Source organism: Gluconacetobacter dulcium (assembly GCF_014174165.1).
Classification (GTDB): Bacteria; Pseudomonadota; Alphaproteobacteria; order Acetobacterales; family Acetobacteraceae; genus Gluconacetobacter; species Gluconacetobacter dulcium.
In genome coordinates this window covers 42,641-55,835 of record NZ_JABEQN010000023.1, presented here as the reverse complement: position 1 = coordinate 55,835, position 13,195 = coordinate 42,641, and the positions used below count along the sequence as shown (strand labels likewise).

Genomic DNA, 13,195 nt, shown 5'->3' with positions numbered 1-13,195 from the left:
GGTCAGACTCACTTGCCCGGTGCCTGGCGCGCACGCCAGGCACCGACATTGCGGTTATGCTCCGCCAGGCTGCCGGCGAAGGCATGCCCACCGCTGCCATCGGCGACGAAATACAGCGCGTCGCTCTCGGCGGGATGCGCCACGGCTTCCAGTGACGCCAGGCCCGGCGCACAGATCGGCCCGGCCGGCAGGCCCGGCAATGTGTAGGTGTTATAGGCACCCGGCGCGTCCAGTTCGGCCCGCGTCAGGCCATGGCCCAGCGGCCCGGCCCCACGATTGATCCCATAGACCACGGTCGGATCGGATTGCAGCCGCATACCCAGGCGCAGCCGGTTGAGAAAAACACGGGCCACCAGCGGACGCTCCGCCGCAATCGCGGTCTCACGCTCCACCATCGAGGCCAGCACGACCAGCGTCCGCCGATCGGGAATCTCGGGCAAAGGCACCCGCTCGCGCCAGACGGTCTCCAGCGTCGCCTCCATGGCCGCCTGCATCCGCGCCAGCAGCGCGGCCCGCGCTGTCCCCCATTCATAATCATAGGTCTGCGGCAGAACGCTGCCCTCGGCCGGCGGCCCAGGCGGCGGCCCCGTCAGCACCGGCGCCCGGTCGATCAGATCGGCCACCTGAAGGGCGGAGAACCCTTCGGGCACGGTCAGCCGATGCACCACCGGCTTGGCATGGCGCAGCACGAACAGCACGTCGCGGAGCGAGGCATGGGCGGGAAATTCAAGTTCGGCCGCGTGCAGAACACCATCCTGGCGGGTCAGATGCACAGCCACGCGAAACAGCAGGTCGCTGGCCCGCCCCGGCGCGATCACCCCTGCACGCTGCAAGGTCGCCGCCGTGCTGGCCAGGCCACCACGGGCAACGACCACCGCGCGGGCCTCGGGCGCCGGTCCCGGCGCGCCATATTGCCACCATCCCCAGGCGGCAATGCCCCCGCCCGCCGCGCACACCACCAGCAGCAGGCTCAGGCTGAAAATCAGAAGACGCTTGAGCATGATGCTCTTTTTCCGCGTCACGATGTCAAAAACAAGGCCCCCGGAAGCGGATCAGGCAGGCGCCCGATCCGTCATTCCGCGCAGGCTCAGACGCCGCGAACGATGATGCTGGCGTTGGTGCCGCCGAACCCGAAACTGTTCGACAGGGCGATATCGATCTTGCGGCGCTGGGCCTCATGCGCCACGCGGTCGATCGCGCTTTCGGTGGACGGATTGTCCAGGTTCAGCGTCGGCGGCGCGACATTGTCGCGGATCGCCAGGATCGAGAAAATCGCCTCGACGGCACCCGCCGCACCCAGCAGATGGCCGATCGCGGATTTGGTCGACGACATCGCGACCTGGCTCGCCGCATCGCCGAACAGACGCTCGACTGCCTGCAATTCCAGGTCATCGGCCATGGTCGACGTGCCATGGGCATTCACATAGCCGATATCGGAAACCGCGATGCCGGCGCTGCGCACGGCGGCCTGCATGGCGCGATAGGCACCCTCATGCCCCTCGGCCGGCGCGGTGATGTGGTACGCATCGCCCGACATGCCGTATCCGATGATCTCGCCATAGATCTTGGCGCCGCGCGCCTTCGCGTGCTCGTATTCTTCCAGCACCACGATGCCGGCGCCCTCGCCCATGACGAAGCCGTCGCGATCGCGATCCCAGGGACGCGAGGCTTTCTCCGGCTCGGCGTTGAACGCGGTGGAGAGCGCACGGGCCGAGCTGAACCCGGCAATGCCCAACGGGCACACGGCCGCTTCGGCGCCGCCGGCCACCATCACATCGGCATCGCCGAGCATGATCAGGCGCGAGGCATCGCCGATCGCATGCACGCCAGAGGCGCACGCGGTCACAACCGAATGATTGGGGCCTTTAAAGCCGTATTTGATCGAAACATGGCCGGAGACCAGATTGATCAGCGCCGACGGAATGAAGAAGGGCGACAGGCGACGCGCCCGCCCCTCATGCACCGTGATCGACGCATCGTAAATCGTCTGGAGTCCGCCGATGCCCGAACCGATCATCACGCCGGTCCGGCAGCGGTCTTCCTCGGATTCGGGCTTCCACCCGGAATCCTCGACCGCCTCGGTCGCCGCGACCAGACCCAGATGGATGAAGCGATCCATCTTCTTCTGGTCCTTGACCGGCACCCAGTCGGACAGGGTCAGGCAGCCCGCCTCGGTCGGCCCGGCCGGTACCTCGCCGGCGACATGCGCCGGCAGGTCCGAGGGATCGAACGAGGCAATGCGGCCGATCCCGCTTTCGCCGGCGATCAGGCGCGACCAGTTATGTTCGAGCCCCAGCCCGAGCGGGCTGACAATGCCCATACCGGTAACAACAACGCGCCGACGTCCCGGCGCTCCTCCGGCAGATTGTATCAACCCGCACCGCTCCCTGATCACAAAATCCGACGTTCCGTAGAAGCAGCCTCAGGCGGCCTTCTGCTTCTCGATGTAGTCGATGGCGTCCTTCACGGTCGCGATCTTCTCGGCTGCATCTTCCGGGATCTCGACGCTGAAAGCCTCTTCGAAGGCCATCACCAGCTCGACCGTATCCAGGCTGTCCGCGCCCAGATCGTCGATGAAGGAGGCCTCCGGCGTGACCTTGCTTTCCTCGACGCCGAGGTGCTCGACCACGATCTTCTTAACCTTGTCAGCGATTTCGCTCATCTGTCTTCGCTTCCTGTCTGCCCCAATGAGATACGGGCGGTTCGAAATTCATTCGTCCTGTCTGACGTCCCGCGAAACGGAACTGCCGGACCATGCCCAGCCCGCTTCCGGACGAAGCAGCGGCGGATTAGCACGGTTCCTCGGCACTCGCCAAGGCGGCGGACCTTCTTTCCGTCATAATCCGCTGCCAAAACCTGAAATCCGCCTTCGCGAAATCGGCCTGTTGTCCGCCATATCCCGGCCTGCGTCCAGCGGAATCAGCGTGTTCCCCGCCGATCAGGGCATCGCCATCCCGCCATTGACGTTCAGCGTCGTGCCCGTGATCCACCCGGCCTCGTCCGATGCCAGATAGGCGACGGAAGCCGCGATATCCTCGGGTTTGCCCATCCGTCCCAGCGGAATGCCACCCAGCAGCTTCTCGCGCTGCGCCTCGGGCAGCACATCGGTCATCGCGGTCTGGATAAAGCCCGGCGCCACGACATTGACGGTCACGCCGCGCGACCCGGCTTCCTGCGCCAGGGATTTGCTCATGCCGATCATGCCCGCCTTGGCCGCCGCATAATTCGCCTGGCCGGCATTGCCGGTCACCCCGACGATCGAGGCGATGCTGACGATTCGCCCGGCCCGGCGGCGCAGCATGCCCTTCAGCGCGGCGCGGCACAGGCGGAAGGGCGCGGCCAGATCCACGTCCATCACGCGGTTCCAGTCCTCGTCCTTCATGCGAATCGCCAGCCCGTCCCGCGTCAGGCCGGCATTATTGACCAGGATATCCAGCGGCGCGCCGGCCGCGACCTCGGCGGCGGCCACCAGCGCATCGGCCGCCTTGGGGTCCGACAGGTCGGCGGGGCACACATGGACCCGCTCGCCGTCGGGCGCGATCTCGCTGGCCACGGCGGCCAGCACCGCCTCGCGCGTGCCGGAAAGCACCACCCGCGCCCCCTGGGCATGCAGGGTCCGCGCGATCGCGGCACCGATTCCCCCCGATGCGCCCGTCACCAGCGCGGTCTTGCCATCCAACCTGAACATCAGCCCGTCCTTGCCTGAAAAACCATCTCTTATAACGACGCGAGAAACGCCTCGATATCCGCCGGGGTGCCGACCGAACGGGCCGCCGCATCGGGCGCGATGCGCCGCACCAGCCCGGACAGCACCTTGCCGGCCCCCAGTTCGACAAAACTGTCGACGCCCATCGCCGCCATCGCCTCGACACTCTCGCGCCAGCGCACGGTGCCGGTCACCTGCCGCACCAGCAGGTCGCGAATCGCCTGCGGGTCAGTCACCTTGGCCGCCGAGACATTGGCCACCAGCGGCACCACCGGCGGCGTAATTTCGGCCCGCTCCAGCGCCTCGCCCATCGCATCGGCCGCCGGGGCCATCAGCGAGCAATGAAACGGCGCCGACACCGGCAGCACCACCGCCCGCTTCACCCCGCGCGCCTTGGCAATCGGAATCGCCCGCTCGATCGCCGTCGCCCGGCCCGAAATGACGATCTGTCCGCCGCCATTATCGTTGGCCACTTCGATGATTTCCGTGCGGTCCGGCTCGCCTTCCACACGCACGATCGCGGCCTCGGCGCAGATCGCGCGCGCCTCGTCCAGATCCACGCCGATCAGCGCCGCCATCCCGCCCTCGCCTGCCGGCACCGCCTTCTGCATCGCCGTGCCGCGCAGGCGCAGCAGGCGCGCCGTCTGCGCGATCCCGAACGACCCCGCCGCCGCCAGCGCCGAATATTCGCCCAGCGAATGCCCGGCCACCAGCGCGGCCACGCGCTTCAGCTCCAGCCCGCCTTCCTTCTCCAGCACCCGCAGCACCGCCAGCGACACCGCCATCAGGGCAGGCTGGGTATTTTCGGTGCGGGTCAGATCCTCCATCGGCCCCTCGAAGATCAGGGCGGAAAGCTTCTGGTTCAGCGCATCGTCGACTTCCTGGAACACTTCGCGCGCCGGGGCGAAGGCTGCGGCCAGTTCGGCGCCCATCCCGACGGACTGGCTACCCTGACCGGGGAAGATGAAGGCGTGAACGGTCATGCTGTCCTCATTATCCAAAAGAAATCTCACGTTCCGGCCCGCGAAATGCCGACAGGACGCGGCGCCTGTCAATCGCGCGGCATGGCCTCACGGCGACGGAGCGCCAGCAGCAGGGCGTCCCATGGCAGGGCCGCGACTTCGCGCAGGCGCCAGAACCAGCGCCGCAGCAGGCTCCGGGCCGCCGGCACCTGGGGCGGGGGCACCCGTACCACCCGCCAGCCCGCCAGCCGCATCAGCACCAGACAGCGCGGCAGGTGATAGCCGCTGCTGGCAACCGCGACGGCGCCGCGATAACCACGCGCCCGCAGCAGCACGGAGCACGCCAGCACCGAGTCCAGCGTATCCCGCGCCGTCGCCTCGATCAGGATCGCCGAGTCCGGCACCCCGGCCCGGCGCAGCAATTCCGCCATCACGGGCGCCTCGGCCGGGCGCCCACCCAGGCTGCCGCCGGTCGGCACGAACAGCGGCGCCGCGCAGGTCCGCCCGAAAGCCTCGGCCGCCGCGACCCGGCGGCATAATGTCGCGGAAGGTGTGCCGTCGGGATGAACCGCGGCCCCGAAGATCACGATGGCGAGCGGCGCATCCGGCCGCCCGTTCACAACGGCGCCTGAAGCAGAAGCTGGTTCAGCCCGGCGAAGGTGGCGAAGGTTATCCGCCACACCTGCCGGAACTGCGCGGCATCGACGCCCCGATTATCCAGGAGCGCGGCCAGTTCGCCCACCGTGCGCCTGCCATCGACCAGCGGCAGCAGCCCGCGCGCCTGCGAAATGACCGGCACCAGCACTTCACGCCCCGCCAGACGGACCGGCAACCGATTATCGGGCCGCATCAGCCGCGAGAGACCCAACCCGTCCAGGCCCCGCAGCACCGGCACACACGCCGGGTCCATCGGATCGGCCCGCCCCACGACCTCACCCGCCCGGCGAACATAAGCCACCTGAAACGCCCGCCCTACCCCAAGCAACTCGGCCAGACCGGCCCGCGCGCGATCGGGCAGGAAGTCGAGATCGGTGCAAAAGGCCGGGTCCGCCTCCAGAAGCGCCGGCTCATATTCCAGCGGCGCCATCAGGCAGACAGGCGCCAGCCCCGCCGCCGCCAGCAGGTCGAACAGCCCACCGACAGCGCAGCCACCACCGCGCCCATCCGATGCGGGCATCACCACGCGGATGCCGCCGCCCGGCGCCAGCACCCCGCCCAGGGCCTCCAGCCGAGCCCCCGGCTCCGCCTCCGCGCTTAGGTCGCAATCAATATAATCGTAAACAGAAGACGGGAGCGGCGCATCGGCAGCGAGAAACCCGACCTCCCCCGGTCGCCCCTCCGCCTCCAGGCTCTCCGTCAGTCGCGCCGCACGCGCCGCATCGCCCCCGGCCACCAGCACGCGCAGCGCGCGGGAGCGCGGCCGCAAGGCCCCGAACAGCCAGTAATCGACTTCACGCGGATCACCGGCCGATCCAGTCGTCAGAGAGGATGCATGCACCATGGCCCTATCGGGGCAGCAGCTTTCCGCGCTGCCAGGCCTCGGCCGCCTCATCGCCGGTCATGCCGTCGCAGCGCACCGCATATTCCAGCGCGCTCACCACCTTGTGGCCCAGCATCAGCTCGTCCAGCTCATCCAGCAGGTCGGAATCCAGTTCCGCCCGCGCCTCGCGACGCACCAGCATCCGGGCCGCCTGCTCGCCGGCCAGCACGGTCCTGGGGTCTTCCAGCGACCGCAGCCGGCCGCCATGGTGCAGGAAATGCGGCTGCCACAGCGGCAGGACCGCCGCCTCGCCGGTCTCGATCGCCTTCGCGGCATATCGCCAGGCCTCTTCATCCGGACGGGCATCGATGGTGAAGCCGCGCTCCGTCAGCCCATAGGACCCGACGCCGAGCCGCACCCGTTCCAGCACCGATTCCGCCGCCACGATGTTGCGGTTGACCACTCCGTCATCCAGCCCCAGATCAGCGATCGAAACCACGCCCGGCGCGCAGCCTTCAGGCATGAACCAGCCGAAAACAGGCTTGTACAACTCACCCAGCGGGTCCATGCCCAGCGACGGGTCCGCCCACACGGCATCGACATCGGGCAGCCACGCGGACACGAACAGGTCGATCCCGCCCGCCTTCATGGCCGCCGTCAGCTCGTCCCGGCTACCGGTAACGTATTCGACGTCCAGGTCATAAGCTTCCAGCACACGCACGACTGCCGCGGCAGCGGCCGCGTGCAGGATGGTTTCCGGATGGCCAAGCGTCACCGTCGTCATCGCACCTCTCCCCGATCACGAGGGTGGTTCCAGCAGGTGGCACCCGTTTGCGCAAGGGGCGGAACGGCAAAAAACCGCCCCGCCCCTGTTCTCAGACTACGCGGTTTCCCGCCGTCACCAGATCTTCACCCGCTCTTCAGGCTTCAGATACAGCGTGTCGCCCGGCTTGACGTTCCAGGCCTTGTACCAGGCATCAATATTGTGCATCGGAATATTCACCCGCGCCTGCGGCGGCGAATGCGGGTCCGTCATCACGCGCTGGCGGATGGTGTCGTCACGCAGTTTCTGCCGCCAGACCTGCGCCCAGCCGAGGAACACGCGCTGGTCCCCCGTCAGGCCACCGATCACCGGGGCCGGCTTGCCGTGCAGCGAGGCATGATAGGCATCCAGCGCCAGCGTCAGCCCCCCCAGATCGGCGATGTTCTCGCCCATCGTCAGCTTGCCGTTCACATGCACGCCCGGCAACACCTCGAAGGCGTCGTACTGCTTGCCGAAGCGATCGGCGAGCGTGTTGAAGCGTGCCGCGTCGTCCTTGGTCCACCATTCCTTCAGGCGGCCCATATAGTCGAACTTGCGCCCTTCATCGTCGAAGGAATGCGTCATCTCATGGCCGATCACGCCGCCGATCGCACCGTAATTGACCGCCGGGTCCGCCTTGGGGTTGAAGAAGGGCGGCTGGAGAATGGCGGCCGGAAACACCACCTCGTTGAACAGGGGGTTATTGTAGGCATTGACCGTCTGCGGGGTCATGTCCCACTCGTCCCGATCGACCGGGTGGCCCAGATGACCCAGCCAGTACCGCCATTCGAAGGCTTCGGCGCGGGCGGCATTGCCATAGGCGTCCCCCTGCCTGACGACGAGGGTCGAATAATCCCGCCAGCGTTTGGGGTAACCGATCTGGATGGTGAAATGGTCCAGCTTCTGCACGGCGGCGGCGCGGGTCTGCGCCCCCATCCATGTATTATGCTGCAACCGCACCCGGAAGGCCGCTTTCAGTTCGGTGGTCAGCGATTCCATCATCCGCCGGTATTCCGGCGGGAAATAGCGCGCGACATAGGTCTGTCCCAGCGCCATGCCCATCGCATGGCCGGTCGCGGTCACGCCGCGCTTCCACCGGTCGGGCAATTGCGGCTGGCCGCCCAGCGTCCGGTCGTTGAAATCGAACGATGCCTGCACGAACGCCTTGGGCAGGTAATGCGCGGCGCTGCCCGCCAGATGAAAGGCCAGCCACGCCCGCAGCGTGTCCAACGGCGTTTCCGACGCAATCTTCGCCTCGCCGACCACGGCGTCGGGCTCGCCGACGATCAGCGTGCCCGATTTCACGATCGTCTCGGGCAGTTCGGCGCCCGTCAGATAAGCCGCCCAGTCGAAGCCGGGCGCACGCCTGGCCAGATCGGCAACATTGATGGGGTTATAGGTCTTGTCGGGGTCGCGCATGTCCTGCCGCGCCCAGTGAACCTCCGCCAGCCGGGTCTCGAACGCCACGATGGCCTGGGCCTGCTTCGCGGCATCCGGCCATCCGATCAGGGTCAGGACCTGCTGGACATAAGCCTGATAGGCGGTCTTCTTCGCCGCCAGCGCGGGCTTCAGGTAATAATCGCGATCCGGCAGGCCCAGCCCGCCCTGGTCCAGCGTCAGCGCATAGACCGTCGGGTCCTTGGCATCCGGCTGGATGCCCATGCCGAACAGCGAATGCTGGAACCCCGTCTGCGCATGTCCCAGCAGGGCGGCAAAGGCGCTCCGGTCTCCCACCGCGCGAACGGCGTCCAGGTCGGCGGCGAGCGGCGTGGTCCCCCGCGCTTCGATCCCCTTTTCGTCCATGAAGGTGGCGTAGAACGTGCCCAGCTTCTGGTCGACCGTCACGGGATCGGCCACCGGATGGGCCGCCAGCTCGTTCAGGATATCCTGCACGCGCTTGCGCGACAGTTCATGGAGCATGTTGAACGGCCCATAGGCCGTCATGTCGGGCGGAATGACGATATCGTGTACCGCCCGGCCATTCGCGTAACCGAAGAAATTATTGCCCGGCGCGATCGACAGGTCGCGCCCGTCCATATCGAAGCCCCATGCGCCGTAAGACGGGGCATCGATCCCATCGGGCGCCTTCGCGGCGGCGGCCTGATCGGCCGCCACCGCCCCACCGCCCCAGCTCACGGCCACCAGCAGGGCCGCGCCGCACAGCCAGCCACGCCGGCCATACCGTCTGAAATCCGACATCCCGTTGCCTCGAAATTCTGTTACAAACGGGTTACGGTAGAACGGTTTATTTGCGGTGCCCAGCCCGTGCCGCGGTCGCTTTCACAGGCTCCGGCGGACGCGCCAGCGCGGCCACGCGATAGTCGAAACACAGGACGCCGGCCAGATACGGTGCCGCGAACGCCTTGAACGCATCATGCGCGGGATCGAAGAAGCCCGGCTGGGTCACGACCGGCCGGCCGACATAATAATTCCGGTCCCCTTCCGAGCGAAAACTCACCAGAAAGCCCATCTGGTATCCCTCGTCCGTGCCCTCGCCGCTGTTCTGAAAGCCGGTCTCGATCGACTCGACCACCGGACGGCCATCCGGACGACGGGAATCGACCGCCAGTTCCAGAAAGCGCCGGGCCACCTCCGCCTTCTGGAACGGCGTCACACTCTTGAGGAAGCGGAACAGCACCACATGCCGGATCAGGGCCGGGCGAAATCCGGGCGCGGTAAAGGCGGCAACCCCGACCTGGGCCAGATCCTGCTGCACCGCGACGGCGGCGGCATCGGGCGGCGGCGGCGTCGCGGGCGATGTCGCGATCGGCAGAGAATACGGATCGGCCAGCGCGGCCGCCGTCGGCGACAGCGCCGCCACGGTCAGGCCGAGGCTCGCGGCCGCGATCATTTTGCGCACCAACATCGTCACTCCCTCCTGGTTCCCGCCCCGTCAGGCCAACGCCGCCTGACGCGCGAATTTCTTCTGGCGTATGCGAATCAGATAATACATGCCCCGCGCGACCAGTTCATGCACCCAGCCATGCGGCGCGATCCCGATCGTCTTCAGGATCATCCCGGTCACGCGCACAGTGTGCCGGGGCTGATAATAGCGCATCGCCCGCGCCATATAAGCCGCAATGCAGCGGCCATGGTCGTACGGCAGGCCAACCGGATCGTTGGTCGTATGATAGGCCGAGGCGAGTTCGTCATCCTCGCTTTCCGTCACCCGACCCAGCGCAATGCGCATGCGCTGCCACACACCCAGCTTCTCGCGCTTCAGGTAGCGGTTCATGTGGTCGTAGAACAGCTTGAAATGCCTGTATTCGTCCGCCGCGATCTGCCGACAGATCGCCTTCAGCAGCGGCTCGTCCGTGGCATCGGCCAGGGCGGTATAGAAGGATGACGTCCCCGTCTCGACCATGCAGCGGGCAATCAGCTCGCCGGTGCGCGATCCGCGAATGGACCGATCGACCTCCAGTTCCAGCTTGTACGACGCGCGATACCGTTCGAACGCCAGCGGATAGTCCCATGACGGGTCCGCCAGCATCGCCCACCGCCCCAGCGCGTCGCCATGCTGCACTTCCTCGATCGCCCAATTGTCCGCCGCCGCGCGAAAGGCCGGGTCGTCGAAGAACACATTGTTCAGATAATGCGCATAATCCACGCCGTTCCGCTCGACGACCGACGCCGCCTTGACCAACTGGACGATATCGGGGTCGACGCGCGCCGGATCGAAACAGTCCCAATCCATCTGCTCAAGGCGCCAATGTTTCATCGTACTCCGTCTTTCATGCCATCCGCCCCGCTTCCCTCTTTCCCGTCCTTCCATGCGGAAGGGCATATACGAAGCCTGAACAAGTCCTTTTCAGCATCCGAGATGGCATAAACCGGCCGATTATGCCATGCAGACGATCGCTGACGCATACGCGGCCGGTGCACCGTCCGGGCTTCCCGAGACGCAACGACAACAAACGCGGATCATAACCGTATGAACATACACGAATATCAGGCGAAAGCCCTGTTGAAGGGATTCGGCATGCCCGTACTGGACGGGCGGGTCGTCCGTTCACCCGACGAAGCCCTGGTGGCCGCCCGCACGATCGGCGGCCCGATCGTCGTCGTCAAGGCACAGATTCATGCCGGCGGTCGCGGCGCCGGCCATTTCGCCGACGATCCGGGTGGCAAGGGCGGCGTCCGCCTGGCCCGCACGCCCGACGACGCGCAGCAGGCCGCCGTCGCGATGCTGGACAGCACGCTGATCACCCGCCAGACCGGCCCGGCCGGCCGCATCGTCCGCCGCCTGTATATCGAAGCCGGCTGCGAGATCGCGCGCGAACTCTATCTCTCCCTGCTGGTCGATCGCGCCACCGGCCGCATCGTCATCGTCGCCTCCCAGGACGGCGGCATGGCGATCGAAGACGTCGCCGCCGCCACGCCGGAGCGCATCCTGAAAGAGGCGATCGACCCCGCCATCGGCCTGTCCGACTACCAGGCCCGCACTCTCGCGGCGCGGCTGGACCTCCACGGCCGGTCGATCCGCGCCTTCACCACCGTGCTGCGCGCGGCCTACGAGGCGTTCGTGTCGCTCGACGCCGCGATCGTCGAGATCAACCCGCTGGTCGTCACCGGCTCGGGCGACCTGGTGGCGCTCGACGCCAAGATGAGCTTCGACGACAACGCCCTGTTCCGCCATCCGGAACTGGAAGAACTGCGCGACGAGAACGAGGAAGACCCCCGCGAGCGCGAAGCCGCCCGCCACGGCCTGGCCTATGTCGGGCTGGACGGCACGATCGGCTGCATGGTCAACGGCGCCGGCCTGGCCATGGCGACCATGGACATCATCAAGATGGAAGGCGAGGAACCGGCCAACTTCCTCGATGTCGGCGGCGGCGCCTCGCGCGAGCGGGTGGCGGCGGCGTTCCGCATCGTGCTGTCCGACCAGAAGGTGCGCGGCATCCTGGTGAACATCTTCGGCGGCATCATGCGCTGCGACATCATCGCCGAGGCCATCGTCGCCGCCTCGCGCGAAACGGGCCTGCGCGTGCCCCTCGTGGTTCGCCTTGCCGGCACGAATGTCGAACGCGGCGAGGAAATCCTGTCCCACTCCGGCCTGAAGATCATCCCCGCCAGTGACCTGGGCGACGCGGCGCGCAAGATCGTCGCCGCCGTGCGCGCGGAAGGAGTCGCCTGATGTCCATCCTCGTCCATAGCGATACCCGCGTCATCACCCAGGGCTTCACCGGCGCCCAGGGCACCTTCCACTCCGAACAGGCCCTGGCCTATGGCACCAAACTGGTCGGCGGCGTCACCCCCGGCCGTGGCGGCGAAACCCATCTCGGCCTGCCGGTCTTCGACACGGTCGCCCAGGCGTGCGCGGCCACGCGGGTCGATGCCAGCGTCATCTACGTGCCGCCCGCCGGCGCGGCCGATGCGATCCTCGAGGCCATCGCCGCCGGCGTGCCCCTGATCGTCTGCATCACCGAGGGCATTCCGGTGCTGGACATGGTGCGCGTGCAGCAGGTGCTGCACCGGTCGGACAGCCTGCTGATCGGCCCCAACTGCCCCGGCATCATCACGCCGGGCGAATGCAAGATCGGCATCATGCCCGGCGCGATCCACCGCCCCGGCAAGGTCGGCATCGTCTCGCGCTCCGGCACCCTGACCTACGAGGCCGTGGCCCAGACCACCGCCGTCGGACTGGGGCAGAGCACCTGCGTCGGCATCGGCGGCGACCCGGTCAAGGGCATGGATTTCACCGATGTGCTGGAACGCTTCATCGCCGACCCCGACACCGACTCGATCATCATGATCGGCGAGATCGGCGGAACCTCGGAAATCGACGGCGCCACCCTGATCCGCGACAGCGGGACGAAGAAGCCGGTCGTGGGCTTCATCGCTGGCGCCACCGCCCCGCCGGGCCGCCGCATGGGCCATGCCGGCGCCGTCATCACCGGCGGGCACGAGACGGCGGCCGCCAAGATCGAAGCCCTGCGCGACGCCGGAATCCACATCTCCACCAGCCCCGCCCTGCTGGGCCAGACACTGCTCGACGTCCTGTCAGGCAGTTTCTAACACCCCACCCGGTCCGCCCCACCCAAGGGGCGGACCGATCACACCTGCCAGCGGCCGATCCGCCCGTCTGCGGAAAAATACCGAAAAATCGCCTCCAACTGGCCATCCAGCATGGCCCGTCCCGGATGGATCGCCGCCCCCGCCCAGCGGCCGCATGCAGGATCGGCGTCATCTCCGGGGTCATAATCACCTCGACCGCCAGAACGCCCGGTCCGACCCGTTCCGGGCCG

General features: G+C 67.3%; 13 protein-coding genes. 2 read left to right on the top strand and 11 right to left on the bottom strand.

Going from position 1 to position 13,195, the window contains the following annotated elements; all coding sequences use genetic code 11:
- Positions 1-8 precede the first annotated feature (8 nt).
- The 11 genes from mltG to HLH25_RS16175 all read right to left on the bottom strand — a co-directional run bounded on the left by mltG (position 9) and on the right by HLH25_RS16175 (position 10,668).
- Entirely contained in the window at positions 9-1,001 is a 993-nt protein-coding gene (gene mltG / locus HLH25_RS16225; protein WP_182975056.1) for an endolytic transglycosylase MltG, read from the bottom strand.
- Between the two features lie 86 nt (positions 1,002-1,087).
- A complete protein-coding gene (gene fabF / locus HLH25_RS16220) occupies positions 1,088-2,374 on the bottom strand; it encodes a beta-ketoacyl-ACP synthase II (RefSeq protein ID WP_182975055.1) in 1,287 nt (428 codons plus the stop codon).
- Between the two features lie 48 nt (positions 2,375-2,422).
- Complete coding sequence (locus HLH25_RS16215; protein ID WP_012227163.1) at positions 2,423-2,662, bottom strand: acyl carrier protein; 240 nt, start codon at positions 2,660-2,662, stop codon at positions 2,423-2,425.
- 276 nt (positions 2,663-2,938) lie between these two features.
- Positions 2,939-3,688 carry a 3-oxoacyl-[acyl-carrier-protein] reductase gene (gene fabG / locus HLH25_RS16210; protein WP_182975054.1) on the bottom strand — a complete coding sequence of 250 codons (750 nt, stop codon included), beginning with the start codon at positions 3,686-3,688 and terminating at the stop codon, positions 2,939-2,941.
- A 29-nt stretch (positions 3,689-3,717) separates the two neighbouring features.
- Complete coding sequence (gene fabD / locus HLH25_RS16205) at positions 3,718-4,689, bottom strand: ACP S-malonyltransferase (RefSeq protein WP_182975053.1); 972 nt, start codon at positions 4,687-4,689, stop codon at positions 3,718-3,720.
- A 68-nt stretch (positions 4,690-4,757) separates the two neighbouring features.
- Positions 4,758-5,288, bottom strand: coding sequence for a YdcF family protein (locus tag HLH25_RS16200; protein WP_182975052.1), 531 nt, complete (start codon positions 5,286-5,288; stop codon positions 4,758-4,760).
- The gene (locus HLH25_RS16195; RefSeq protein ID WP_182975051.1) at positions 5,285-6,169 is read right to left on the bottom strand and encodes a hypothetical protein; all 885 of its coding nucleotides are present in this window, start codon (positions 6,167-6,169) and stop codon (positions 5,285-5,287) included. Before HLH25_RS16195 ends, HLH25_RS16200 begins: the two co-directional genes overlap by 4 nt.
- Positions 6,170-6,173: 4 nt before the next feature.
- Entirely contained in the window at positions 6,174-6,932 is a 759-nt protein-coding gene (locus HLH25_RS16190) for a glycine betaine ABC transporter substrate-binding protein (protein WP_182975050.1), read from the bottom strand.
- 114 nt (positions 6,933-7,046) lie between these two features.
- A complete protein-coding gene (locus HLH25_RS16185; RefSeq protein WP_182975049.1) occupies positions 7,047-9,149 on the bottom strand; it encodes a M13 family metallopeptidase in 2,103 nt (700 codons plus the stop codon).
- A 46-nt stretch (positions 9,150-9,195) separates the two neighbouring features.
- Positions 9,196-9,816: a Dabb family protein gene (locus HLH25_RS16180; RefSeq protein ID WP_375288991.1), complete on the bottom strand. Its 621-nt coding sequence runs from the start codon at positions 9,814-9,816 to the stop codon at positions 9,196-9,198.
- Between the two features lie 27 nt (positions 9,817-9,843).
- A complete protein-coding gene (locus HLH25_RS16175) occupies positions 9,844-10,668 on the bottom strand; it encodes a ferritin-like domain-containing protein (RefSeq protein ID WP_182975048.1) in 825 nt (274 codons plus the stop codon).
- 213 nt (positions 10,669-10,881) lie between these two features.
- Between HLH25_RS16175 and sucC the strand changes: the two genes are divergently transcribed.
- Positions 10,882-12,084, top strand: coding sequence for an ADP-forming succinate--CoA ligase subunit beta (sucC, locus tag HLH25_RS16170; RefSeq protein ID WP_182975047.1), 1,203 nt, complete (start codon positions 10,882-10,884; stop codon positions 12,082-12,084).
- Entirely contained in the window at positions 12,084-12,965 is an 882-nt protein-coding gene (gene sucD / locus HLH25_RS16165) for a succinate--CoA ligase subunit alpha (protein ID WP_182975046.1), read from the top strand. Before sucC ends, sucD begins: the two co-directional genes overlap by 1 nt.
- Positions 12,966-13,195: the final 230 nt, after the last annotated feature.

Excerpts from the sequence above, each read along its gene's own strand:
- mltG (WP_182975056.1), bottom strand. The coding sequence starts at position 1,001 with ATGCTCAAGCGTCTTCTGATTTTCAGCCTGAGCCTGCTGCTGGTGGTG.
- HLH25_RS16215 (WP_012227163.1), bottom strand. The coding sequence starts at position 2,662 with ATGAGCGAAATCGCTGACAAGGTTAAGAAGATCGTGGTCGAGCACCTC.
- fabG (WP_182975054.1), bottom strand. The coding sequence starts at position 3,688 with ATGTTCAGGTTGGATGGCAAGACCGCGCTGGTGACGGGCGCATCGGGG.
- fabD (WP_182975053.1), bottom strand. The coding sequence starts at position 4,689 with ATGACCGTTCACGCCTTCATCTTCCCCGGTCAGGGTAGCCAGTCCGTC.
- HLH25_RS16195 (WP_182975051.1), bottom strand. The coding sequence starts at position 6,169 with ATGGTGCATGCATCCTCTCTGACGACTGGATCGGCCGGTGATCCGCGT.
- HLH25_RS16190 (WP_182975050.1), bottom strand. The coding sequence starts at position 6,932 with ATGACGACGGTGACGCTTGGCCATCCGGAAACCATCCTGCACGCGGCC.
- HLH25_RS16185 (WP_182975049.1), bottom strand. The coding sequence starts at position 9,149 with ATGTCGGATTTCAGACGGTATGGCCGGCGTGGCTGGCTGTGCGGCGCG.
- HLH25_RS16180 (WP_375288991.1), bottom strand. The coding sequence starts at position 9,816 with ATGTTGGTGCGCAAAATGATCGCGGCCGCGAGCCTCGGCCTGACCGTG.
- HLH25_RS16175 (WP_182975048.1), bottom strand. The coding sequence starts at position 10,668 with ATGAAACATTGGCGCCTTGAGCAGATGGATTGGGACTGTTTCGATCCG.
- sucC (WP_182975047.1), top strand. The coding sequence starts at position 10,882 with ATGAACATACACGAATATCAGGCGAAAGCCCTGTTGAAGGGATTCGGC.
- sucD (WP_182975046.1), top strand. The coding sequence starts at position 12,084 with ATGTCCATCCTCGTCCATAGCGATACCCGCGTCATCACCCAGGGCTTC.